Source organism: Bacillus cereus group sp. BfR-BA-01381, from assembly GCF_022663555.1.
Lineage (GTDB): Bacteria > Bacillota > Bacilli > Bacillales > Bacillaceae_G > Bacillus_A > Bacillus_A pacificus.
Genome location: NZ_JAKUFR010000012.1, coordinates 59,554 through 83,907 on the forward strand (window position 1 = coordinate 59,554; position 24,354 = coordinate 83,907).

Genomic DNA, 24,354 nt, shown 5'->3' on the forward strand with positions numbered 1-24,354 from the left:
CAGAGGAGGGACTTAATTGCTATGAATACCCCTGTTTCTGTAAACGAGAAGAAGGATTTTGTAAAATGGTTTTTGAATAATTACCAACTGAAACAGCGTGAATGTGTATGGATTTTGAATTATTTAATGAGTCACGACCAATTGATGCATAAAGTCCACTTCGTAGAGCATGCAAAATATTGTCCGCGTGGCTTAGTAATGTCCGCGAATTGTGTAAAAGATACACCGTTTCACTTTTTTAAACAAAATGTTATGACAACGGATGCTGAAAAGTCGTTTCATGATATTCGTTTAAATCGAGATGAGGATATTTATATTCAACTCAATTTTAAATCATCGTTTCAAAATGCCAACTATGTAGCTGTATTAGAAGAAAACCCGTATTTACCAAAGCACATTGAAGTAAATGAAAAAGATCGTTTACTTGCAGAAAGGTTTTTAGAAGAAAGTGTATTTTCTTTTAGAAGAGAACGTCTTCTAAAGCAAATTGATGAAGCGCTGGATAAGCAAGATAAGGAAGCGTTTCATAGGTTAACAGCGGAGTTAAAGATGTTATAGAATTCATTTGGTTTTATAAAATTTTACAAATTTCAGACTTTTTAAGAAAAACTACCTTAATATAGGTAGTTTTTCTTTTTTTACCTCTTTTAGTATGGTTTAATATATATAAAGTGAAAGTTCTGTCATTTACAGGTGAGGGAGGGAAGAAATTTGAAATGGATTGTAAAAGATGTGGAGCAGTTTGAGCAAGCAAGAGAATATGTAGATACGGGTGTTATACCACTTTTATCAATTTCAGCAGCAAAAGAAATGAAAACAGTAGTAGAACAAGGGGAATTTATCGAATTGTTGAGTATGGAGCTAGAAAGAGAATATAAAGGAAGAGTGCTTTTAATACCTGCATTTACGTATTTAGTAGAAAGTCAAAAAAACGAAAAAGGTCGTTTGCAAGAATGGACAAATCATTTGAAAAAGCAAGGTTTTAAGCATATTGCTTATGTTACAAGTGATTTTTCATGGAAAGAAGATATGCAAGAATTGCAGGGAGATTTATTTTGGTTTCCTTCATTAGCGTTAGAACAATTTAGTGATCAAGCGAAAAGAGAAGTGATTCATGCACATATAAAAAATATAATGGTAATGTTAGAAGAAAAATGGGGAAAACAGTAATAAACAGAAAGTTCTTATTATTATGAGTAGTATGATATTGACCTGTGCATGAGCGTATTATATCATGATAGTGTCCTAGTTTTTATTTTTTATATAATTTATCACGAGGGGACAATTTCTGATAGAGGGGGGAAATTTTCGTGAGCGAGAAAGAACATCGAGTGTCAAGAAGACAGTTTTTAAATTACACCCTTACAGGGGTAGGAGGCTTTATGGCAGCGGGTATTTTAATGCCGATGACGCGATTTGCGCTTGATCCGGTGTTAAGAAAAGAAGCGGGAACGGATATGGTTGCTGTTGCACAAGTAAAGGATATTACAACAGAGCCGAAACGTTTCGACTTTAAGGTGAAGCAGGTTGATGGTTGGTACAAGTCCGAAGAGCCAAAATCAGCTTGGGTTCATAAAGATGAAAGCGGAGACATTGTTGCGTTCTCTCCAGTATGTAAACATTTAGGATGTACGGTTAACTGGAATTCGGACAAAGCGCATCCGAATCAATTCTTTTGTCCATGTCACGGGGGCCGTTACACAAAAGACGGAATTAACATTAAAGGCACGCCGCCCCTTGCTCCACTTGATGTATACGAATCTAAAGTGAAAGATGGAACGTTGTATCTAGGAAAAGCGAAGCCAAGAGGGGGTGCAAAGTAGATGCTAAATAAAATTTATGATTGGGTAGATGAAAGGTTAGATATTACACCAATATGGCGTGATATCGCTGATCATGAAGTACCTGAACATGTAAACCCGGCACATCACTTTTCTGCATTCGTTTATTGCTTTGGCGGACTTACCTTTTTCGTTACTGTAATTCAAATTTTATCTGGAATGTTTTTGACGATGTATTATGTGCCTGATATTAAAAATGCTTGGGAATCGGTTTATTATTTGCAAAATGAAGTTGCATATGGGCAAATTGTTCGTGGTATGCACCACTGGGGTGCTAGTCTCGTAATTGTAATGATGTTTTTACATACACTTAGAGTTTTCTTCCAGGGTGCGTATAAAAAGCCTCGTGAGCTAAACTGGATTGTTGGTGTTCTTATTTTCTTTGTTATGTTAGGTCTTGGTTTTACCGGATATTTATTACCGTGGGATATGAAAGCGTTATTTGCTACGAAAGTAGGGATTCAAATTGCAGAGCAAACGCCGCTCATTGGTCCTTACATTAAAACATTACTCGCTGGTCATTCCGAAATTGTTGGCGCTCAAACATTAACTCGCTTCTTTGCTATTCACGTCTTCTTCTTACCAGCAGCACTTCTAGGTTTAATGGCCTTCCACTTCATCATGATTCGCAAACAAGGTATTTCCGGTCCACTATAAGAGATTGCTAAATTAAAGGGGAAAGAACTAAAGGAGGGAGATTATGCATCGCGGCAAAGGGATGAAGTTTGTAGGAGATTCTCGGGTACCAGTAGCTCGGAAACCAAACATTCCAAAAGACTATTCTGAATACCCAGGGAAAACAGAAGCATTTTGGCCGAACTTCTTGTTAAAAGAATGGATGGTTGGTGCAGTTTTTTTAATCGGTTATTTATGTTTAACAGTGGCGCATCCGTCACCGCTTGAAAGAATGGCGGATCCAACTGATGCTGGGTATATACCACTTCCAGATTGGTACTTCTTATTCTTGTATCAGTTATTAAAGTATTCTTATGCTTCTGGCTCATTTACTGTAATTGGAGCGTTCATTATGCCAGGGATTGCGTTTGGCGCATTACTGTTAGCTCCATTTCTTGATCGAGGCCCAGAAAGACGCCCATTGAAGCGTCCTGTAGCAACGGGATTTATGCTTTTAGCAATTGCATCGATTATCTTTTTAACTTGGGAATCTGTAGCACACCACGACTGGGAAGCTGCAAAAAAACAAGGAGCAATTGTAAAAACAGCACCAGTTGATAAAAATGATGACGGTTATAAATTAATGCAAAAAAATACTTGTTTAACATGTCACGGTGACAATTTACAGGGCGGGGCAGCAGCACCGGCACTGCAAAATTTAACTTTGAAGCCAGAAGAAATTGCTAAAATTGCGAAAGAGGGAAAAGGTTCCATGCCTAAAGGTGTATTTAAAGGTACAGATGAGGAGCTGAAGAAGCTTTCGGAATTCGTTGCAAAGTATAATAAAAAATAATAAAAAGCTGACTACAAAATTTGTAGTCAGCTTTTTATTTTGATGATAGAAAGTTTACTATATAATAGAGTAGAGTTTGATGAAAGAATGAAAGGTGTTGGACATACAGCTTGGTTTACTTGTATGCAATGTTAAGACAACGCTCCGTATTATTATTTTTATTAGTTGTTAACATATTAGGTACGATATACGGATTTATATGGTATGGAAATCAATTAAAAGAAACTTCACCTATATTTTGGCCGTTTGTACCCGATAGCCCTATGGCAAGTCTCTTTTTTGTCTTTGTTTTAATTGCTTTTTTAATAAAAAGAAATTGGGGATTAATAGAGGCGCTAGCGATTGTTACTTTAATAAAATATGGAATATGGGCTGTTGTTGTAAATGGGATTATGATCTATGTAAAAGGTCCTATTGGCTTTATCGGGTATATGTTAATGCTTTCACATTTTGCGATGGCAGTACAAGCAGTGCTATATGCACCGTTTTACCGTATAAAAAAATGGCATTTTGCGGTAGCAGCTATATGGACATTACATAACGATGCAATTGATTATTTGTTTTGGCAAATGCCGAGATATGGCATTATGCATTTGTTTGTAGGGGAAATTGGTTATTTTACGTTCTGGTTAAGCATTGCTGTGCTTTGTATGACATATTATTATTGCTTACGTGAGAATCGAAAACAGTTTTCTTTATAATCGTTAGAACATTAGGGGGAGAAAATGAAGAAAAATACGAGTGGTACAAAAATATTGGATCGATTGATTACGATAATTGTTTCATATAGCATAGCATTTTCTATATTTGCACTCGCAACAACGGTGGTTGTATACGGAAAATGGCTATATTATTTTGAAATTGATTTTTTAAACATTCCAGATTTAGCAGATATGACGAAGGATGATATTAAAAGAAATTATGATGTGCTTATCACATATTTATCTCCGTTTTATGACGGTGCATTACAGTTGCCCACATTAGATATGTCTACAAATGGTCGTATTCATTTTGTAGATGTTAAAAATATTTTAGTAAAGATACAATATGTAATGTATGCGACAATTATGATTGCAATAGTAGGCGGCATGTATTTATTAAAAAAGAAAAATGAAAAGTTTTTACTGCATGGATCGATTGTAACAATTATCTTTCCGATTGCGCTTGTGTTACCAATCGCTATTAATTTTGAAAAGAGTTTTGTATTATTCCATAAACTTTTATTCAGTAATGATTATTGGATGTTTGATATTGAAACGGATCCGATTATATTAATGTTACCAGAAGAGTTCTTTATGCATGCAGCGTGTGCTATTTTATTATTTATTTTATGTGGTAGCATAATTTGTTATAGCTTGTATAAATATTTTGTAAAAAAGAAAAGGATTTCAAAAGAAAAATTCTCTATCTAAAGAGAATTTTTTTGTTTGTAAAACGATAATATATTTTTCGGTCCAGTTCTGTTCTATTCTTGTCCAAATTAACATATTTTGTACTAGTAGTTATAGGGGGGACCGTGATGAAGAGAACATTAGTTGGATTGATAGCATTTCTAATTATAATGTTTCCGTTACGTATATATGCTGAAGAGTGGAGTGAACTAACAGGGTTGTTGGATGACTCATTACAATTAGTGAAGCGTAATGAAGATGAAAAAGCAGTACAAGTATTACAACATTTCTCGGAGCAGTTTGTTATAAAGGGGAATGAAAAGAAGCAAGAAGTAACGCCAGATCAAGTTAGAGTTATTTCTTTAGCTTACGACAACGCGAAACAATCTCTCGCGGAAGAAGATGTAAGTAAACAAGTTAAAATTGATAATGTGCTAGCACTGCAGCTCGCTGTTGATGCACAAGTATCGAAGTATCAACCACTTTGGATGGAAAGAGAAGGGAAAGTAATGGGTGCCTTTTCTCAAATGGAAAAAGCGATGACAAAAGAAGATACGGGACAGTTTCAACAAACGTTAAACACATTTTTACATGAATTTAATATTATTTATCCAAGCTTAATGATAGCCTTGCCAGAAAACGAAGTGCAGCGTGTAAATGCCCATTTATCTTATTTGGATGAATTTCGTAACGTTATGTTAAAAACGAAAGGTGGGCAAATGCAAGTAGGAATCATTAAGGGGGATTTGCAAAAAATATTTCATACAGTAAAAAAAGATGAAATTGCACCCTCTCTCATTTGGTTTATGACAATTACTGGAGGTCTTATTTTATTCACATTAACTTATGTTGGGTGGAGAAAGTATAAAGGAGAGAGAGAAAAAAGAAAAAGTAATGTACATTCTAAGAATAGATAATGTAATAAATAAAGATACGGATTGTAAGTTTTATTCATTGACAATGGTGGCAGAAGAAAATAGAATGGGAAGTACTATAATTAAAACTTCAATGGAGGTTCAGAGATTCATGATGTTTTATTTAATTTACTTCGCGATCATTTTGATCATACCGTTGTATGCACAGTCAAAAGTACGTAGTGCCTATAGCAAGTATTCACAAGTTTATTCAACATCAGGTATGACAGGAGCGGAAGTGGCTCGGAAAATTTTAGATGAGAATGGATTATACAACGTAGCCGTTGAAGAAACACCAGGCCATTTATCAGACCATTATGATCCAACTGCAAAAACAGTTCGATTATCAACAGATAACTATTACGGTCATTCAGTTGCTGGTACAGCAGTTGCAGCACACGAAGTAGGACACGCAATTCAAGATGCAAAAGATTATAACTTTATGCGTATTCGTCATTCGTTAGTGCCAGTTGCAAACTTTGGATCGAATATTTCCTGGATATTTATTATGATTGGTATTTTTGCATCGATGGCTAACATGATATTTTTAGGTATCATTTTAATGGCAGCAGGTGTTGTGTTCCAACTTGTTACATTACCCGTTGAGTTTGATGCATCCAAGCGTGCAATGCAACAAATTGAAGCGTTAGGTATCGTATCAACTGATGAATATGGGCAAGCTCGTAAAGTATTAAATGCGGCAGCATTAACATATGTAGCAGCTGCAGCTGTAGCGGTATTTGAATTATTACGTCTCGTATTGATTTATACTGGTATGCAGCGTAGCGACGACTAAAGACTATCAATTATGATAGTCTTTTTTGTTGTGTGGATTGAATTATATAATGTATTACAAATAGAAATAATAGAAGTAATGCGGAAAGGCGGTGGGGGAAATGAAATATCCAGACCATTTAGTAAAACAAGTGAAAGAGCGTAGTGCTCCTTATCAATTAGAAGGTTTTTTAAGTGGACAAGGTCCTGAAAATCCTAAATTTATGTTGTTAGGAGAAGCGCCTGGTGAAACAGAAATTCATAATGGGATTCCGTTTAGCGGGAGGGCAGGAAAACAATTAATGGGTTTTTTAGAACGTATTCACGTTACAAGGGATGAAGTATATATTACGAGCGCTGTTCGGAGTAGACCTTATAAATGGCGAGAGAAAAAAGAACGAAATGGTGAAATCATACAAAAAAAGTATAATAGAACGCCAAATCAAGGAGAAATAGTTGCCCATGCGCCTTTGTTAGATTATGAATTAGAGAAAATAAATCCGAAGTTTATCGTCACGCTTGGCAATATCGGTCTTCAACGTTTAACAGGAAAAGATAAAAAAATTACAGACGTACACGGACAATTATTAAAACAGCCCATTCAAAAATTAAAGGATATGCAAAGTGCAGAGTTTACATGGTCAGAGAAAGAATATCATATTTTTCCGACATTCCACCCTGCTTCCATTTTTTATAATCGGAGCTTATTGGAGCTTATTTATGAGGATTTAGAAAAACTTAAGCGATATGTAATAAAAAACTAGAAAAGCTAAAAAGCTTTTCTAGTTGTGTTTACGTATGTAATGGATTTTTATTTTCATCCAATGTAAAACCTTCACCAACTACATCATGTACGTCACTTACAGCAACAAAGGCGTGAGGATCTACAGAAGTAATAATGTTTTTTAATTTCACAATTTCATTTTTAGCAACAACGCAATACAATACGTTCCGTTCCACTTTTGTATACGACCCAACAGCTTTTAAAAAGGTTGCTCCGCGCTCCATCTCAGATAAAATTTTGGCAGCAATTTCATCGTTTTTATCTGAGATAATCGTTGCTCCTTTTGCTGCATAGGCTCCTTCTTGCATAAAATCAATTACTTTCGCTCCGATAAAAACAGCAACTAACGTATACATACCCTCGCGATATGATAAATATGTAAGGATAGAGACGATAATGACGATAGCATCAAACATAAACATCGTTTTCCCCATACTCCAGCCAACATATTTATGAGCGAGTCTCGCGATAATATCTACACCGCCAGTAGTTCCGCCGTATTTAAATATGATCCCAAGACCGATACCAATAAATGCTCCGGCGAATAAAGCGGCGAGTGTCATATCGTTTTGTAAGTTTACATGTAAGTTGAGAACGTCGTAACGCTGAAAAATCCATAGAAATAAAGATACGCTAAAGGTGCCGATTAGTGTATATATAAATGTCGTTCTTCCAAGTAACTTCCAACCAATAAAAAATATAGGGATATTTAAAAGTAAGTTTGAATAAGAAGGGTCAAACTTAAATAGAAAATACAATAATAGTGTAATACCGGTAAATCCACCTTCTGCAAGGTGATTTTCAATATTGATATTCACAATACCGAAAGAAAAAATAGCGGAACCGATTAAAATGAAAATGATATTTCGAATCTTCAAATTTGATGTCATATAGAAATCCCCCTAATTATGTAAATGGCATTGCTCCGCTGAAACGGTAAAACATAATGATAAGTAATTTCTCGTTGCTAGTGAAAATAGTAAAGGCTATAAAAAAATGATTGGCTTAGGCTGATCTTTTGCAAAAATCGCAAAAGAAGTTTCACTTTACCCCGTTCCAACGGCTGGTAGGAGAAAAAGCAAGGAAGCAGTGAAAACCAGCCGTAGGAACCCGATTGGTTTAGGCTGATCTTTTGCCAAAAATGCAAAAGAAAGTTTCACTTTATTATAATCTTTCCCAAAAAGGGTCGCAAATAGGTGTTTGGCGGGGAATAATATTTGTCAAATCGCGATGAATTGGCTAACATGAAAGAGGAAGGATTAGAGGTGAATTGTATGGAAGCGAAAACGATGAAGGATATGCAGAAAGAAGTAGATGCATATATTGGTCAGTTTAAAGAAGGTTATTTCAGTCCACTTGCAATGATGGCTCGTTTAACAGAAGAAATGGGGGAGCTTGCAAGAGAGGTTAATCATTATTATGGTGAGAAACCGAAGAAAACAACTGAAACAGAACGTAGTATTGAAGAAGAGCTTGGAGATGTATTATTTGTTATGATTTGTATGGCAAATAGTTTAAATATTGATTTAGAAACAGCACATAACATTGTAATGAATAAATTTAATACTCGCGATAAAGATCGCTGGACACGTATTGATGAGGGAGAGAAAGAATAATGAAAGAAATTAAAGTAATTATCGCTGGACCAAGAGGACGTATGGGACATGAAGCAGTTCTTCTTATGGAAAGAACGGAACATTTTAATTTAGTAGCAGCAGTGGATTATAAGCATGGTGGAGAGAAAATCTCTGATTTGCCTGGAATGCCAGCGTTAGATACACCTATTTACGCGGATTTACATACTTGTTTAGAGGAAGTAGAAGCAGATGTGTTGTTAGATTTAACAACGCCAGAAGTTGGAAAACAACACGTTACACTAGCAGTTGAGCGTGGACTTCGTTCTGTTATTGGTACAACTGGATTTACAGAAGAAGAGCTAAAACAATTAACCGAGACTGCAAAAGAAAAAGCAGTAGGAACAATTATCGCTCCAAACTTTGCAATTGGTGCAGTTCTTATGATGAAATTTTCACAAATGGCAGCGAAGTACTTCCAAGATGTTGAAGTAATTGAATTGCATCATGATCAAAAATTAGATGCACCATCTGGTACTGCGGTAAAAACAGTAGAATTGATTCGTCAAAATCGTGAATCAAAGCAGCAAGGTCATCCGAATGAAGTAGAGCAACTAAAAGGAGCTCGTGGTGCGAACGTAGACGGTATTCACATTCATAGTGTACGTTTACCAGGACTTATTGCACACCAAGAAGTAATGTTTGGTGGAGACGGACAAATGTTAACAGTTCGTCATGATTCATTCAATCGTGCATCATTTATGTCTGGTGTAAAACTATCAATTGAGACAGTAATGAATCTAGATCATCTTGTGTACGGTTTAGAAAATATTATCGACTAAAGGGGAGACAACGGATGAAAATTGCCTTAATCGCACATGACAAAAAGAAAAATGACATGGTTTCGTTTGCATACGCATATAAACCAATTTTTGAACAACATGAATTATTTGCAACAGGAACGACAGGGCTTCGTATTATGGAAGCGACCGGTTTAGTTGTAACAAGATATCAATCTGGTCCTCTTGGCGGCGATCAAGAAATTGGTGCAATGATTGCAAAAAATGATTTAGACATGGTAATTTTCTTCCGCGATCCATTAACAGCACAGCCGCATGAACCGGATGTGAATGCATTGCTTCGTTTATGTGATGTATATGCAATTCCACTTGCAACGAATATGGCAAGTGCTGAAATGTTAATGCACGCATTAGAGCGAGGAGATTTAGATTACCGCAAGTTAAGAAAATGAGGGGAACAATTATGAGTGGATTACATATATTAGCGTTTGGTGCTCATGCCGATGATGTTGAAATCGGCATGGCTGGTACCATTGCTAAATATACGAAGCAAGGGTATGAAGTAGGTATTTGTGATTTAACAGAAGCTGATCTTTCTTCTAATGGAACGATAGAGTTAAGAAAAGAAGAAGCAAAGGCGGCAGCTCGTATAATGGGAGTAAAAACGAGACTAAATTTAGCGATGCCAGACCGTGGTTTGTATATGAAAGAAGAGTATATACGTGAAATTGTAAAAGTAATTCGTACATATAAACCAAAACTAGTTTTTGCACCGTATTATGAAGATCGTCATCCAGATCATGCAAATTGTGCAAAACTTGTGGAAGAAGCTATTTTTTCAGCGGGAATTCGCAAATATATGCCAGAGGTTCCACCACATCGTGTGGAGTCTTTTTATCATTATATGATTAATGGTTTTCATAAACCGAATTTTTGTATAGATATTAGTGAATACGTATCGCAAAAAGTGGAAGCACTAGAAGCGTATGAAAGTCAGTTTTCAACAGGGAGTGATGGTGTGAAAACACCGTTAACAGAAGGTTATGTTGAAACTGTAGTCGCTCGTGAGAAAATGTTTGGAAAAGAAGTTGGAGTCTTATATGCCGAAGGATTTATGAGTAAGAAACCGGTTTTATTACATGCTGATTTAATAGGGGGATGTAAATGAAATTAAAAATAGGTATTACATGTTATCCTTCTGTAGGTGGTTCTGGTGTTGTTGGAACAGAATTAGGAAAGCAATTAGCGGAACGCGGGCATGAAATTCATTTTATTACATCGGGTTTACCATTCCGGTTAAATAAAGTGTATCCAAACATTTACTTTCATGAAGTAACGGTAAATCAATACTCTGTATTTCAATATCCACCGTACGATTTAGCGTTAGCGAGTAAAATGGCAGAGGTTGCACAAAGAGAAAACCTAGACATTTTACATGTGCATTACGCAATACCACATGCCATTTGTGCTTATTTAGCAAAACAAATGATTGGAGAGCGTATTAAAATTGTTACAACCTTGCATGGTACAGATATTACTGTGTTAGGTTCCGACCCTTCGTTAAATAATTTAATTCGTTTTGGCATTGAGCAATCCGATGTTGTGACGGCTGTCTCCCATTCATTAATTAACGAAACGCATGAGCTTGTAAAACCAAATAAAGACATTCAAACGGTATATAACTTTATAGACGAACGTGTATATTTCAAGCGTGATATGACTCAATTAAAGAAAGAATACGGTATAAGTGAAAGTGAAAAGATACTCATTCATATTTCAAATTTCCGTAAAGTGAAACGTGTGCAAGATGTTGTTCAGGCATTTGCTAAAATTGTTACAGAAGTAGATGCGAAGTTGCTTCTTGTTGGAGATGGACCGGAATTTTGCACGATTTTACAGTTGGTGAAAAATTTACATATTGAAGATCGCGTCTTATTCTTAGGGAAGCAAGATAATGTTGCAGAGTTACTTGCGATGAGTGATTTAATGTTACTTCTATCAGAGAAAGAGAGTTTTGGTCTTGTTTTATTAGAAGCGATGGCGTGTGGTGTACCTTGTATCGGAACAAGGGTTGGAGGTATTCCAGAAGTCATTCAACATGGTGAAACAGGATATTTATGTGAAGTTGGCGATACGACGGGAGTGGCAAATCAAGCCATTCAGTTATTAAAGGATGAAGAACTTCACCGTAATATGGGAGAGCGAGCAAGAGCAAGTGTTTACGAGCAGTTCCGCTCTGAAAAAATCGTCTCACAATATGAAACGATTTACTATGATGTACTAAGGGATGACAAAAATGAAAAGATTTAAAAAAGCTAGTTCTATTATTGAGACTTTAAAGCAACAAGGGCATGAGGCCTACTTTGTCGGCGGAAGCGTACGCGATCTTATTATCGATAGGCCGATTGGAGATATTGATATTGCGACATCTGCTTTACCAGAAGAAGTGATGGCTATATTTCCAAGACATGTTCCTGTTGGTCTTGAGCATGGAACTGTAATTGTAGTAGAAAATGGTGAACCTTATGAGGTAACCACGTTTCGAACAGAGAGCGAATATGAAGATTTTCGAAGACCTAGTAGTGTTCAATTTGTTCGTTCATTAGAAGAGGATTTAAAACGTCGTGATTTCACAATGAATGCAATTGCCATGACAGAAGAAGGCGAAATGGTTGATTTATTTGCTGGACAGGAAGCGATTCAAAAGAGAGAAATTGTGACAGTGGGAAATGCTGCGGATCGTTTTCAAGAAGATGCCCTGCGAATGATGCGTGGTATTCGGTTCGTAAGTACGTTAGGTTTTTCTTTAGAGACGAAAACGAAACAAGCAATTGAAACATATGGACATTTGCTGGAACATATAGCAATTGAGAGAATTACAGTGGAGTTTGAAAAACTGTTAACTGGCACATATTGTGTGAAGGCTCTCAAAGAATTAGTAGAAACGAAACTATTTTCTCATCTACCATATTTACAGATGTCAGAAGAGAGATTGTTAAAAGCTACGCAGTATAACTGGGATTCTTTTGAAACAGACATTGAGGCATGGGCCTTTTTCTTATATTGTATCGGGGAAGAACATCCAGCTGTCTTTTTACGTCAATGGAAGTTTTCGAATAAAAAAATAAAAGATATCGTCGCAGTTTTATTAACAGTCCGTAAGAGAAAGGAGAAGGATTGGGATACAGTTCTTCTTTATAAAACGGGAATTCATATAGCTGAAATGGCAGAAAGAGTATATGAAGCGATGATTGAAAGCTATGATCATACATCTGTGAAACGAGTACAAACGTTGTTTCAAGCATTGCCAATCAAGAGTCGACAAGAGATGAATGTAACTGGGAATGATTTGTTAAACTGGGCAAGTAAAAAGCCAGGTCCGTGGGTTGCTGAAATGATTCAAAAAATTGAAGAAGCAATCGTACAAGGAAATGTAGTGAATGAGAAAGAGTGTATAAGGGAGTGGCTGCAAGAATGCAATCTACTATAAGAAAGCAGTTATTGCAAGTTTTTTCAGAAGCGGATGGCGAGTTTGTATCTGGTCAAACGATTAGTGATAAACTTGGTTGCTCAAGAACTGCTGTGTGGAAACATATGGAGGACCTTCGGAATGAGGGGTATGAACTTGAAGCTGTGCGTCGATTAGGCTATCGAATTGCAAGTAAGCCAGACAAAGTGACTGCGAATGAAATTCAGTTAGGGTTACAAACGAAACATATTGGTAGAACAGTGTATTTTGAAGAGTCTGTTGAATCGACGCAGTATATTGCAGCAAAACTTGCTTATGAAGGTGCAGAAGAAGGAACGATTGTTGTGGCAGAAGAACAAACAGCGGGTAGAGGTCGTTTAAGCAGAAAATGGCATTCACCAAAAGGAACAGGAATTTGGATGAGTATTATTTTACGTCCATCAATCCCGGTTCATCATGCACCACAACTTACTTTGTTAGCCGCTGTTAGCGTTGCGCAAGCAATTGAAAAGTGCACAGGTGTAAACGTAGGAATAAAATGGCCGAATGATATTTTAATTCAGGGGAAAAAAGCTGTAGGTATATTAACAGAAATGCAAGCTGATCCTGATAAAATTAATGCTGTCATTATGGGTATTGGTATTAATGCGAATCAAAAGCAAGAACATTTTGATGAGGAAATTCAGCATATTGCTACTTCTTTAGCGATTGAATCTGGTAAGCCAATTGTTCGTGCGGAGCTTATGCAACAAATCTTTTTACAACTAGAAAAATTATATGAAGAGTATTTACAAAATGGTTTCTCTGTCATTAAAATTCTTTGGGAAAGTTACGCTGTGAGTATCGGGAAAGAAATTAACGCTCGAACGATGAGAGAGACAATTACAGGGATAGCAAAAGGAATTACAGAGGATGGTGTATTGCTTCTAGAAGATCATGAAGGAAAAGTACATCACATTCATTCTGCGGATATCGAAATTAAGTAAAAGAAGTTCCTCTTTTGGAACTTCTTTTTTATTTCAATATTTTTGAAATGAGTTTGCGGTGCGATAATGAATTTTTTAGTATTTACTTGTCATTTGACGATTACTTTTCCCTCCATTCCTTTAAGAAGGTGATACCGGCATATTAATTCATATGTACCAGTATTTTTAGGTTTCACGGTAATATTTTTTTCTTTTCCTGACTCGACTACGACGTCAATGCCGAGTTTTTTTACTGTAAAGGTGTGCTCGCTCTTGCCTTTATTTTTCAATAGCAATGTTGTTGATTCTTCAATTGGAATCGTGATGACGTTCGGTTTAAAGTAATCATCGTTTAGCTCGACTTCAATCACTTTGGCAGACTCAACAGGTTGTGTTACGACGTTAACTGAGGCAAATACATTGAGGGAATTTAAAGTTGTTACTCCCACAAGCATCACAAGAAAACCGATGAATCGAAATAACCATGTGCTTATAGACATTAGCAATTCTCCTTTTGTAAGTATGTTTCCTCAATTAACCTGCATCATTATTTTAAGAGTTATACTATGTATGTAAACAAATCTGTTTATCTTTCTATGCATGCGTTATTTAAAAATTTCACATACCGTAATAAGGATAAAAATTATTTTTTCAAAAAAATGTAGTAATTCCTTTTTAGAGTTTGCTATAATTAGTTCGAATGTGGGCAGTATCAGAGCGAACTGCACCATAATTCGAAGCAATACGAAAAATAATAACTTGGATTCTGCCTTGATCCAATAACGGACTGGGACAGAGGGATGAATAATGCCGACTAACACACAACCCTTCTGCCCTTTTATGGCCAGAGGGGTTTTTTATATGATTTCGGCCATCTCCTCTCTCCTGTATAAAGGAGGAGTAGTTTTTGAAAACAAAAACAGATTTTTTGAAAATGAAAGAGCAAGGTGAGCCGATTACAATGCTAACGGCGTATGATTATCCATCTGCTAAGTTAGCAGAAGAAGCGGAAGTTGATATGATTCTAGTTGGAGATTCCCTTGGGATGGTTGTGCTCGGCTATGATTCAACAGTACCTGTAACAGTAGAGGATATGATTCATCATACGAAAGCTGTACGCCGAGGAGCGAAAGAGACGTTTATTGTAACTGATATGCCATTTATGTCGTATCATGTGTCGCCTCAAGATACGATGGTGAATGCACGCCGCATCGTTCAAGAGAGTGGTGCTCATGCACTGAAGGTAGAAGGTGCAGGAGAAGTGATATCAACTATTCATTACTTGACGAGTGCGGGAATTCCTGTCGTGGCACACTTAGGCTTAACTCCTCAATCTGTAGGAGTGTTAGGTGGCTATAAAGTACAAGGAAAAGATGCTGAAAGTGCAAAAAAATTAATAGAAGATGCGAAGAGATGTGAGGAAGCTGGTGCGATAGCACTTGTATTAGAATGTGTGCCGATGCAGCTAGCAGAATTCATTTCGAAGCAACTAACAATTCCAACGATTGGAATTGGAGCAGGACAAAAAGTGGATGGGCAAGTACTCGTTTATCATGATCTTATCTCATATGGCGTAAAGCGTGTTCCGAAATTTGTGAAGCAATATACGTCTGTTCAAGAGGAGATTGTGCGAGGGATTTCACAATACGTTACTGAAGTAAAGACAGGTCAATTTCCGGAAGAAAAACATTCATTCACAATGAAAGAGGAAGAATGTTTAGCGTTATACGGAGGAAAACAATAATGAAAATCGTAACTACAGTACAAGAGATGCAGCAAATTACAAACGAACTACGTGCCAGTGGAAAAAGTATTGGTTTTGTCCCAACGATGGGCTATTTACATGAAGGTCATGCGACTTTATTACGTAAGGCAAGAGAAGAAAATGAAATTGTAGTTTTAAGCGTGTTTGTTAATCCGCTACAGTTTGGACCAAATGAAGATTTAGATCGATACCCTCGTGATATTGATAGAGATGAAAGTGTAGCAAAAGAAAACGGTGTAGATTATTTATTTTATCCGAGCGTAGAAGAAATGTATCCAGCAGAACAAACGACAACAGTAGAAGTTGTGAAGCGTACCGATGTGTTATGCGGAAAGCAAAGACCTGGTCATTTCGCTGGTGTTGCGACTGTACTAATGAAACTATTTAATATTACATTGCCAACACGTGCTTATTTCGGTATGAAAGATGCACAGCAAGTTGCTGTCATTGAAGGATTTGTCGCTGATTTTAATATTCCGGTTACAATCGTACCGGTGGATATTGTAAGGGAAGAAGATGGATTAGCCAAAAGTTCTCGTAACGTGTATTTATCACAAGAAGAGCGTGAAGAGGCTCCTCATTTATACCGCAGTCTATGTATAGCGAAAGAAAGAATTGAGGCAGGAGAACGTAATGCAGAAATCATTACAACTCTTGTGAAAGAGTATATTGAGACGTATACGAAAGGCACTGTAGATTATGCTGATTTATATACGTATCCTTCACTACAAGTAGTGGATAAAATTGAAGGACGAATCATTTTAGCAATTGCAGTTAAATTTGAAAATGTACGATTAATTGACAATATAACATTAACGGTTAAATAAGGGGGAGCATCTATGTTTCGCACAATGATGAGAGCGAAGTTACATCGCGCAACAGTAACAGAAGCAAATTTAAATTATGTAGGTAGTATTACAATTGATGAAGATTTAATGGATGCAGTAAATATTGTAGAAAACGAAAAAGTCCAAATTGTAAATAATAATAATGGTGCTCGCTTAGAGACATATGTTATTAAAGGAGAACGTGGTAGCGGTGTTGTTTGTTTGAATGGTGCAGCTGCAAGGCTTGTACAGCCAGGAGATAAAGTTATTATTATTTGCTACGGTCTAGTGGCAGAAGAAAATATTCATAAACAAGAGCCGAAAATTGCAGTATTAGACGATAATAATCAAATTATTGAAATGTTAGGTGCTGAAAAAGCGGGCACGATATTATAAGTAAGAAGGCTATCTCTATTACGGAGATAGCTTTTTTGTGCATCTTTTCATTAAGATGAGATAAAACGTGGTATAGTAACATTATATAATTTTCTGTTTGATAGGTAAGAAATTGAGGTGTTACATATATGAGTAAGCGTTATGTCGTTGTCGATTTAGAAACGACAGGGAACTCCTGGAAGGATGGGAAAGATAAAATTACCCAAATTGCAGCTGTTGTAGTGGAAGATGGAGAGATATTAGAGATTTTTTCATCTTTTATTAATCCGAAGAGAGAGATTCCACCATTTATTACAGAGTTAACAGGGATTGATGAGAGTATGGTTAAGCAAGCCCCGTTATTTCAAGATGTAGCCCCGATGGTTGTTGAGCTATTACAAGGTGCAGCTTTCGTTGCACATAATGTTCACTTTGATTGGAATTTTTTAACGGAAGAATTAAGGCAGGCTGGATATACAGAAATACATTGCCCAAAAGTTGATACAGTTGAGTTGGCGCAAATTCTTTTGCCAACGGCTGATAGTTATAAATTACGTGATTTAGCTAAACAACACGAATTAGAGCATGATCAACCGCATCGTGCGGATAGTGATGCTCTTGCAACAGCGGAATTGTTTTTACAATTTTTAAATGAAATTGAGAAGTTACCCCTTGTCACCTTGCAATCGCTTTATGAATTGAGTGATGTGTTTCAAAGTGATATAGCGGATGTACTTTCTGAAAATATTTTAAAGAAAATGATGCATGGTAAAAAAGGCGCAGAGGGATATGAAGTATATCGAAATATTGCACTTCGAAAACGGAATTATTCTTTAAACCTAAGTGAAACATGTGCATTTAAATTTGATGCTTTCTTGCATAAGACAATTGCTAAACTTGAGTTGAATATGCCAAAGTTTGAAAAAAGAGAAAGCCAACAGAGTATGATGAAGGAAATATATACAGCGCTAAGAGATTCTAGGTTTTCACTAATTGAAGCAGGAACAGGAACAGGGAAGACTCTTGCATATTTGCTTCCAAGTATTTATTTTGCAAAGAAAAAAGAAGAACCTGTCATCATAAGTACCCAAACTGTACAATTGCAACAACAAATACTAGAAAAAGAAATTCCATTATTACAGAAAATAATGCCATTTTCATTTGAAGTAGCTCTTCTGAAAGGAAGAAAGCATTATCTTTGTCTACATAAATTTGAATATGCTTTGCAAGAAGAAGAGAAGAATTATGATATGGCGCTCACGAAGGCAAAAATTTTAGTGTGGTTATTGCAAACGGAAACGGGCGATCGTGATGAATTAAATATTCCTGAGGGCGGAAAGTTACTTTGGAACCGGATTTGTAGTGATGTACATAGTCCGGGTGGGATGCAAAGCAACTGGTATAGTCGTTGTTTTTATCAACGAGCAAAGAATAAAGCATTATTTGCAGATATCGTTATTACAAATCATGCGTTATTATTTCAAGATTTTTCAAGTGAGGAACCATTGTTTGCTTCGTGTGAACATATTATTTTTGACGAGGCTCATCATATTGAGGAAGCGGCGAGTAGAACATTAGGTGAACAGTTCTCCTGTATGTATTTCCAGCTAGTTTTATCTCGTCTTGGTACGCTAGAAACAGATGATGTACTTTCTAAAGTATATAAAATGATGAAAAAAACAGAACAAGCCTCCCGTTCGACTTTCCGCATGGTAAGTCATAGTTTGAAGGAATTGAAATTTGATGCGGATGAGCTATTCCAAATGTTACGTGCATTCATCTTTAAACAAACAAAGCAGGAACAAGGGATCAGCAATATGCCACTCATTTATCGATATAACACGGAAGTAGAAAAAGGCAAGTTATGGGATAGTATTACCGAGTTAACAAATCGTTTTGTATATGATGTAAGAAAATTACTCTCTACACTTGAGAAGCAAGTTGATATATTGCAAAGTAAATTAGAATGGGAAATGCATGTTGTTACAGGTGAATTTATGCATTTAATTGAGTTATTGAGAAAGATGGCGCAATCTTTACAAGTGCTCATTTTAGAAAAAAATTCATATGTGACATGGATGGAAACTGAAACGAAGGGAACCATTCATTCAACTGTTTTATATGGGCAACCTGTTCATATTGGTGAAAGATTTGCTGATGAATTTTTAACAGAGAAAAAGAGTGTTATTTTCACATCAGCAACGCTAACAGTAAACGATTCATTTGACTATATAAAAGAAGAGCTAGGCTTACATGATTTTGCTCCAAATACATTACAGGTCCCATCACCATTCCGTTTTGAAGAACAGATGAAATTAATGGTTTCAACGGATGTGCCTTTTATTAAGCAAGCAAGTAATGAAGAATATATTGAATCTGTGTCGGCTCATATTGCAAAAATAGCGAAAGCTACAGAAGGTAGAATGCTTGTTTTGTTCACTTCGTATGAAATGTTGAAAGAAGCGTATACGAATTTGAAAAATGATGAGGAATTAGAAGGCTATTTATTATTAACGCAAAGTGTGAATAATAAGAGCAGAAGTCGCCTCATTCGTAAGTTTCAAGAGTTCGATAAATCAATTTTATTAGGAACAAGTAGTTTTTGGGAAGGGATAGATATACCTGGAGATGCCCTTAGTTGTCTTGTTATTGTCCGCCTTCCCTTTACGCCTCCTCATCAACCGATGATGGAAGCAAAAGGAGAGTGGTTAAAAAATCAAGGAGAGGACGTATTCGCTAAGTTAGCACTCCCGCAAGCAATACTGCGTTTCAAACAAGGATTTGGTCGTCTTATTAGAACAAGTACAGATACCGGGACGGTGTTTGTATTAGATCGTCGTTTGACAAGCGCTTCCTATGGAAAACGTTTTTTACAATCAATTCCAACTGTTCCGCTTTATGAAGGCCCTCTAGAAGAATTGTTAGAACAATTAAAGGAACGGCCAACTGAATAAAGTGGGATAAAATTGGAAGAAAAAATACGCCTGAAGTGCATGTAAACTTCAGGCGTAAAAAATGTGGGTAGGAGGAATTTTATTTTTCTTACTTCTTGTATACAAAATGTATTGGTTTTCGACTTGAAACCTTTTTTTGCTGTACATGTCCTGCTATAATAGATGGGTGATGAAGCAGGGGTTGTAAAGAATGTACTCTTATTGTAACCGCATTGCGTTCTTCTATAATTAGAAATTTTTGTGTAACGGAGGAGTTTTTTCATGGATAAGAAAATCGAAGTCCTATCAACGACGCGTATTAAATATTCATCTGACTTGTATAAAATCGTTGATAGTTTGAATCGTACGTTAAAAGAGCAGGACCTCATGTTCGGATTAGCATTAGACGAAAAAGATAAAGAAACAGCTGTATTTACGATTTACAGAACGTAGTGATACAATGAAAAAGTGGATCTTTGCAATCGTTATCGTAATCGTTGCTAGCGGAATATATGGGGCGTATGTTTATAATAAAGCAATGGAAAAGAAAATCCCTAAAGAGGCAAAATCTGTAGAAATTGCAAAAGAAAAAGCAAGGCTTGTAAAAGTAAAATCTGTGGATTATTATAACGGGGAATCTTCATATACAGTCGTACAAGGTACAGATGAAAAAGGAGAACAACTTATCGTTTGGGTGCCTGAGAAAAAAGGGGAAACTATAGTAAGGAAAAAGAGTGAAGGTATTTCTGAAAAAGAGGCTTTACAAAGAACGATTGAACAAGTCGGAGATGACAGTAAAGAGCACAAAAGTAAGCCTAAAGAAATTTTAAAAGTAAAATTAGGCTTTGAAAACAATATACCATTATGGGAAGTTACATATATTGATGATGAAAATCGTTATAGTTATTACTATCTTGCATTTAAAGATGGTCAGTTTTTACGACGATACAGCATTGAAAAATAGATGTAGGGGGAACTACAAATGAAATTAGCAAAGCGAGTAGCTGCTTTAACACCATCTGCAACTTTAGAAATTACAGCAAAGGCACAAGCATTAAAAGCAGAAGGCCATGATGTAATTGGATTAGGGGCAGGAGAACCTGACTTTAATACGCCAGAACATATTATGGATGCTGCACATAAAGCGATGTTAGAAGGACATACGAAGTATACACCAACAGGTGGGTTACAAGCGTTAAAACAAGAAATTGTGAAGAAGTTTACTCGCGATCAAGGAATTGCGTATGATCCGTCTGAAATTATTGTATGTAACGGCGCAAAGCATGCATTATATACATTATTCCAAGTGTTACTTGATGAAGGTGATGAAGTTATCATCCCTACGCCATACTGGGTAAGTTATCCGGAACAAGTAAAGCTTGCTGGTGGTAAGCCAGTTTATGTAGAAGGCCTTGAAGATAATGAATACAAAATTACAGCGAAGCAGCTGCGTGAGGCAATTACAGAGAAAACGAAAGCAGTTATTATTAATTCACCGAGCAATCCAACAGGAATGATTTACAGCAAAGAAGAATTACAACAGCTTGGAGAAGTATGTTTAGAACACAATATTTTAATCGTTTCAGATGAAATTTATGAGAAATTAATTTATGGTGGAGCAGAATATACTTCGGTTGCCCAGCTTTCTAATGCATTAAAAGAACAAACACTTATTATTAATGGTGTATCTAAATCTCATTCTATGACAGGATGGCGTATTGGATATGCAGCAGGAAATAAGCAGCTTATTAAAGCGATGACGAACTTAGCGAGTCATAGTACGTCAAACCCTACTTCAATCGCTCAATACGGCGCAATCGCGGCATATGCAGGCTCACAAGAACCTGTAGAAACAATGCGTCAAGCATTTGAAGAGAGATTAAACATTATTTATGATAAATTAATTCAAATCCCTGGCTTTACTTGCATTAAACCACAAGGTGCATTTTACTTATTCCCTAATGTAAAAGAAGCAGTAGCTTTATCAGGATACGAAACTGTTGATGATTGGGCAAAAGCTCTATTAGAAGAGGAAAAAGTAGCTCTTGTACCAGGTACAGGATTTGGTGCTCCAAATAACGTTCGTTTATCATATGCGACATCTCTTGAACAAGTGGAGAAAGCATTAGAACGTATTCATACGTTTATGAAAAGTAAAGTGCAAGCTTAATTGTATATTTTATTAATGTAATACAAAAAACCTTCCTACATAATAGGGAGGTTTTTTTGACGAATTGTGGCAAAAAGAAATAGCGAAAGGTGTGTTATACTAGAGAGCGAGGTGTTTGGTGATGAAAAAGAAAATGATGTTACAGTGGTTTGAGCAGGGAAGCATTGCAATTCCAAAATTACTTATGATGCATTATAAAAAATTAGGGTTAAATGAAACGGAATTTATGGTTGTACTTCATGTACATACATTTTTAGAATCGGGCAATTCGTTTCCGACTCCGTCAGAGATTTCAGAACGGATGACGATTACCGAAATGAAATGTATGGAAGTTATTCAGGCATTGATTCAAAAAGGCTTTTTATCACTAGAAGGTGGACAAAAATCAGAAGCGATGATGTGTGAAAGTTATTCTTTACAACCGCTATGGGAAAAAATATTGCATTTCTTAATGAATGAATCAATAGAGGAAGAACAAAAAGAAATAAAGCAATTGCAAGTAAATTTATATACAGTATTTGAAAAAGAATTTGGAAGACCACTTTCTCCATTTGAATGTGAAACGTTGGGAATGTGGGAAGATCAAGATCAACATCATCCGAATTTAATTCAAGCGGCCCTCAGGGAAGCTGTAATGAGTGGTAAGCTTAATTTCCGATATATTGATCGTATTTTATTTGAATGGAAAAAGAATGGTATTAAAACAGTAGATCAAGCCCAAAACCAAGGACGGAAATTTAGAGCAAATCAACAACGAACGCAGCAAACGACAAAACAAGAGACGAAATTTACTGGAAAAGTGCCTTTTTATAATTGGTTGGAGCAGTAATGTAGGAGGAAATATATGTTAAATAAAACGCAAATTCGCTATTGTTTAGACACAATGGCGGATATGTATCCAGAAGCACATTGCGAATTAATTCATGATAATCCGTTTGAACTAGTAATCGCGGTAGCATTATCTGCACAATGTACAGATGCACTTGTAAATAAAGTGACGAAAAATTTATTTCAAAAATATAAAACACCAGAAGATTATTTAAGTGTTTCTCTAGAAGAATTACAACAAGATATACGTTCTATTGGATTGTATAGAAATAAAGCAAAAAACATTCAAAAATTGTGCAGAATGTTATTAGATGATTACAATGGGGAAGTGCCGAAAGATCGAGATGAGCTTACGAAGTTACCAGGAGTAGGTCGAAAAACAGCAAACGTAGTTGTTTCGGTAGCGTTTGGTATTCCGGCAATTGCTGTTGATACGCATGTAGAGAGAGTGAGTAAACGGTTAGCGATTTGTAGGTGGAAAGATTCGGTGTTAGAAGTAGAAAAGACATTAATGAAGAAAATTCCGATGGATGAATGGAGCGTTACACATCACCGTATGATTTTCTTTGGACGTTATCACTGTAAAGCGCAGCGACCACAATGTGAAGAGTGCCCTTTACTAGAAGTGTGTCGTGAAGGAAAGAAGCGAATGAAGGGGAAATAAAGGATGGAGCGAGTGATAGAAATACCGAGAGAATTTCGGTGCTTACCATTTTTTAAAGAAAGTATAAATTCGATTGCGTATTATACAGAACAGTCTTTTGAAGAAACAGTACAAAATACTTATTTTATATATGATATGGAAAGACAATATGAGCCGTGGAATGAAATTGAAAATAGTATTCCTGTAATGTTGAATGTATGGAAAAATAAGCATGAGGACATTGCTACTTTATTTCGAAACAGAAAGAAGCAAGAAGCTGAAGGTCCGATGATTCTTTTTGCAGCACATTTATTATCAATTGTATATTGGCTAAATGAGCAACCTGTTCATAGTTTGAATAAAATAGAAGATTTTACGAGTGAATTGGAAGTGCAACCAGTTAATTTTATAGAGCGATATTCGTTCATTATAAAGAAACCGAATAATTATCATTCTTATATTCAGTTAGCGCAGTTGTATATTGAAATAGAAAAGCTATATGTAAAGAAAATGATAACAAAAAAGAAGTCCTGTTCTCGTTAAGAGAAAGGACTTCTTTTTTTGTATTAAGACTCTGTTGTAACAACATTTCCGTCTGCGTGTGGTGTATCTTCGCCGGTATTGTGTTGTTGCTCTTGTTGTTTCTTAGCTTCTTCTTCAGCTTTTTTTCTAGCTTCTTCTTCAGCTTTTCTCTTAGCTTCTTCTTCAGCTTTTTTCTTAGCTTCTTCTTCAGCTCTTTTTCTAGCTTCCTCATCAGCTTTCTTTTGAGCTTCTTCTTGTTGTTTACGTTGTTGTTCTTGCTGCTGTTGCTCTTGTTGTTTACGCTGCTCTTC

At 36.2% G+C, this 24,354-nt stretch carries 30 protein-coding genes; 27 read left to right on the forward strand and 3 right to left on the reverse strand.

Going from position 1 to position 24,354, the window contains the following annotated elements; genetic code table 11:
* Nucleotides 1–21: 21 nt before the first annotated feature.
* The 10 genes from MR079_RS06545 (at nucleotide 22) to MR079_RS06590 (ending at nucleotide 7,152) form a co-directional block, all read left to right on the forward strand.
* On the forward strand, nucleotides 22–558 hold the full coding sequence (locus MR079_RS06545) for a ReoY family proteolytic degradation factor (protein ID WP_001095923.1): 537 nt from the start codon (nucleotides 22–24) through the stop codon (nucleotides 556–558).
* A 153-nt stretch (nucleotides 559–711) separates the two neighbouring features.
* Nucleotides 712–1,170 carry a YpiF family protein gene (locus tag MR079_RS06550; RefSeq protein ID WP_139868063.1) on the forward strand — a complete coding sequence of 153 codons (459 nt, stop codon included), beginning with the start codon at nucleotides 712–714 and terminating at the stop codon, nucleotides 1,168–1,170.
* Between the two features lie 140 nt (nucleotides 1,171–1,310).
* A complete protein-coding gene (gene qcrA, locus MR079_RS06555; RefSeq protein ID WP_001290418.1) occupies nucleotides 1,311–1,823 on the forward strand; it encodes a menaquinol-cytochrome c reductase iron-sulfur subunit in 513 nt (170 codons plus the stop codon).
* Nucleotides 1,824–2,498 carry a menaquinol-cytochrome c reductase cytochrome b subunit gene (gene qcrB / locus MR079_RS06560; protein ID WP_000932700.1) on the forward strand — a complete coding sequence of 225 codons (675 nt, stop codon included), beginning with the start codon at nucleotides 1,824–1,826 and terminating at the stop codon, nucleotides 2,496–2,498.
* 43 nt (nucleotides 2,499–2,541) lie between these two features.
* Complete coding sequence (gene qcrC, locus MR079_RS06565) at nucleotides 2,542–3,309, forward strand: menaquinol-cytochrome c reductase cytochrome b/c subunit (RefSeq protein ID WP_000554603.1); 768 nt, start codon at nucleotides 2,542–2,544, stop codon at nucleotides 3,307–3,309.
* A 110-nt stretch (nucleotides 3,310–3,419) separates the two neighbouring features.
* On the forward strand, nucleotides 3,420–4,010 hold the full coding sequence (gene lhaT / locus MR079_RS06570) for a lipoprotein heptaprenylglyceryl N-acetyltransferase LhaT (RefSeq protein WP_000262825.1): 591 nt from the start codon (nucleotides 3,420–3,422) through the stop codon (nucleotides 4,008–4,010).
* 24 nt (nucleotides 4,011–4,034) lie between these two features.
* On the forward strand, nucleotides 4,035–4,721 hold the full coding sequence (gene lit / locus MR079_RS06575; protein ID WP_139868059.1) for a lipoprotein intramolecular transacylase Lit: 687 nt from the start codon (nucleotides 4,035–4,037) through the stop codon (nucleotides 4,719–4,721).
* A 107-nt stretch (nucleotides 4,722–4,828) separates the two neighbouring features.
* Nucleotides 4,829–5,617 (forward strand): sporulation protein YpjB, encoded by a 789-nt coding sequence (gene ypjB / locus MR079_RS06580; protein WP_139868058.1) that lies wholly within the window; start codon nucleotides 4,829–4,831, stop codon nucleotides 5,615–5,617.
* A gap of 112 nt (nucleotides 5,618–5,729) precedes the next feature.
* Nucleotides 5,730–6,410, forward strand: coding sequence for a zinc metallopeptidase (locus MR079_RS06585; RefSeq protein WP_000499536.1), 681 nt, complete (start codon nucleotides 5,730–5,732; stop codon nucleotides 6,408–6,410).
* Between the two features lie 100 nt (nucleotides 6,411–6,510).
* The gene (locus MR079_RS06590) at nucleotides 6,511–7,152 is read left to right on the forward strand and encodes a uracil-DNA glycosylase (protein WP_242293738.1); all 642 of its coding nucleotides are present in this window, start codon (nucleotides 6,511–6,513) and stop codon (nucleotides 7,150–7,152) included.
* A gap of 28 nt (nucleotides 7,153–7,180) precedes the next feature.
* Here MR079_RS06590 and MR079_RS06595 read toward each other — a convergent pair whose 3' ends face one another.
* Entirely contained in the window at nucleotides 7,181–8,062 is an 882-nt protein-coding gene (locus MR079_RS06595; protein ID WP_139868055.1) for a YitT family protein, read from the reverse strand.
* Between the two features lie 384 nt (nucleotides 8,063–8,446).
* Here MR079_RS06595 and MR079_RS06600 point away from each other — a divergent pair, with 384 nt between their 5' ends.
* From MR079_RS06600 to MR079_RS06630, 7 genes are read left to right on the forward strand one after another with little or no spacing between them, the layout of a single operon-like run.
* Nucleotides 8,447–8,788 carry a nucleotide pyrophosphohydrolase gene (locus MR079_RS06600; RefSeq protein ID WP_001992677.1) on the forward strand — a complete coding sequence of 114 codons (342 nt, stop codon included), beginning with the start codon at nucleotides 8,447–8,449 and terminating at the stop codon, nucleotides 8,786–8,788.
* Complete coding sequence (dapB, locus tag MR079_RS06605) at nucleotides 8,788–9,588, forward strand: dihydrodipicolinate reductase (RefSeq protein WP_000658804.1); 801 nt, start codon at nucleotides 8,788–8,790, stop codon at nucleotides 9,586–9,588. The genes MR079_RS06600 and dapB overlap by 1 nt, the downstream gene beginning before the upstream one ends.
* A gap of 14 nt (nucleotides 9,589–9,602) precedes the next feature.
* Nucleotides 9,603–9,998, forward strand: coding sequence for a methylglyoxal synthase (gene mgsA / locus MR079_RS06610; protein ID WP_000684765.1), 396 nt, complete (start codon nucleotides 9,603–9,605; stop codon nucleotides 9,996–9,998).
* An 11-nt stretch (nucleotides 9,999–10,009) separates the two neighbouring features.
* Nucleotides 10,010–10,714, forward strand: coding sequence for a bacillithiol biosynthesis deacetylase BshB1 (gene bshB1, locus MR079_RS06615; RefSeq protein ID WP_000015666.1), 705 nt, complete (start codon nucleotides 10,010–10,012; stop codon nucleotides 10,712–10,714).
* Nucleotides 10,711–11,856, forward strand: a complete 1,146-nt coding sequence (bshA, locus tag MR079_RS06620) for an N-acetyl-alpha-D-glucosaminyl L-malate synthase BshA (RefSeq protein WP_087951864.1) — start codon at nucleotides 10,711–10,713, stop codon at nucleotides 11,854–11,856. Before bshB1 ends, bshA begins: the two co-directional genes overlap by 4 nt.
* Nucleotides 11,843–13,036, forward strand: coding sequence for a CCA tRNA nucleotidyltransferase (locus tag MR079_RS06625; RefSeq protein ID WP_242293739.1), 1,194 nt, complete (start codon nucleotides 11,843–11,845; stop codon nucleotides 13,034–13,036). Before bshA ends, MR079_RS06625 begins: the two co-directional genes overlap by 14 nt.
* Nucleotides 13,021–14,001, forward strand: a complete 981-nt coding sequence (locus MR079_RS06630; protein WP_016717023.1) for a biotin--[acetyl-CoA-carboxylase] ligase — start codon at nucleotides 13,021–13,023, stop codon at nucleotides 13,999–14,001. The genes MR079_RS06625 and MR079_RS06630 overlap by 16 nt, the downstream gene beginning before the upstream one ends.
* An 89-nt stretch (nucleotides 14,002–14,090) precedes the next feature.
* On the opposite strand, the gene MR079_RS06635 is transcribed toward MR079_RS06630, so the two are convergent.
* Entirely contained in the window at nucleotides 14,091–14,480 is a 390-nt protein-coding gene (locus tag MR079_RS06635) for a cupredoxin domain-containing protein (RefSeq protein WP_048551610.1), read from the reverse strand.
* A gap of 407 nt (nucleotides 14,481–14,887) precedes the next feature.
* Here MR079_RS06635 and panB point away from each other — a divergent pair, with 407 nt between their 5' ends.
* From panB to MR079_RS06685, 10 genes are all read left to right on the forward strand, one after another.
* A complete protein-coding gene (panB, locus tag MR079_RS06640; RefSeq protein WP_016717024.1) occupies nucleotides 14,888–15,724 on the forward strand; it encodes a 3-methyl-2-oxobutanoate hydroxymethyltransferase in 837 nt (278 codons plus the stop codon).
* Nucleotides 15,724–16,572 (forward strand): pantoate--beta-alanine ligase, encoded by an 849-nt coding sequence (panC, locus tag MR079_RS06645; RefSeq protein ID WP_139868048.1) that lies wholly within the window; start codon nucleotides 15,724–15,726, stop codon nucleotides 16,570–16,572. The genes panB and panC overlap by 1 nt, the downstream gene beginning before the upstream one ends.
* Nucleotides 16,573–16,584: 12 nt before the next feature.
* Nucleotides 16,585–16,968 carry an aspartate 1-decarboxylase gene (gene panD / locus MR079_RS06650; RefSeq protein ID WP_000490177.1) on the forward strand — a complete coding sequence of 128 codons (384 nt, stop codon included), beginning with the start codon at nucleotides 16,585–16,587 and terminating at the stop codon, nucleotides 16,966–16,968.
* A 128-nt stretch (nucleotides 16,969–17,096) separates the two neighbouring features.
* Nucleotides 17,097–19,901: an ATP-dependent DNA helicase DinG gene (gene dinG / locus MR079_RS06655; RefSeq protein WP_139868046.1), complete on the forward strand. Its 2,805-nt coding sequence runs from the start codon at nucleotides 17,097–17,099 to the stop codon at nucleotides 19,899–19,901.
* Nucleotides 19,902–20,162: 261 nt separating this feature from the next.
* Nucleotides 20,163–20,333, forward strand: coding sequence for a YpmA family protein (locus tag MR079_RS06660; RefSeq protein ID WP_000358352.1), 171 nt, complete (start codon nucleotides 20,163–20,165; stop codon nucleotides 20,331–20,333).
* A gap of 7 nt (nucleotides 20,334–20,340) precedes the next feature.
* Complete coding sequence (locus MR079_RS06665; protein ID WP_242293740.1) at nucleotides 20,341–20,844, forward strand: cell wall elongation regulator TseB-like domain-containing protein; 504 nt, start codon at nucleotides 20,341–20,343, stop codon at nucleotides 20,842–20,844.
* An 18-nt stretch (nucleotides 20,845–20,862) separates the two neighbouring features.
* Nucleotides 20,863–22,050, forward strand: a complete 1,188-nt coding sequence (gene aspB / locus MR079_RS06670; RefSeq protein ID WP_000761548.1) for an aspartate transaminase AspB — start codon at nucleotides 20,863–20,865, stop codon at nucleotides 22,048–22,050.
* Between the two features lie 121 nt (nucleotides 22,051–22,171).
* Complete coding sequence (gene dnaD, locus MR079_RS06675) at nucleotides 22,172–22,879, forward strand: DNA replication protein DnaD (RefSeq protein WP_000728540.1); 708 nt, start codon at nucleotides 22,172–22,174, stop codon at nucleotides 22,877–22,879.
* A gap of 15 nt (nucleotides 22,880–22,894) precedes the next feature.
* The gene (gene nth, locus MR079_RS06680) at nucleotides 22,895–23,542 is read left to right on the forward strand and encodes an endonuclease III (RefSeq protein WP_000933025.1); all 648 of its coding nucleotides are present in this window, start codon (nucleotides 22,895–22,897) and stop codon (nucleotides 23,540–23,542) included.
* 3 nt (nucleotides 23,543–23,545) lie between these two features.
* On the forward strand, nucleotides 23,546–24,064 hold the full coding sequence (locus tag MR079_RS06685) for a YpoC family protein (protein WP_098921411.1): 519 nt from the start codon (nucleotides 23,546–23,548) through the stop codon (nucleotides 24,062–24,064).
* A 23-nt stretch (nucleotides 24,065–24,087) separates the two neighbouring features.
* On the opposite strand, the gene MR079_RS06690 is transcribed toward MR079_RS06685, so the two are convergent.
* Nucleotides 24,088–24,354: hypothetical protein (locus MR079_RS06690; RefSeq protein WP_242293741.1), on the reverse strand; the 267-nt coding region annotated here is incomplete at its 5' end.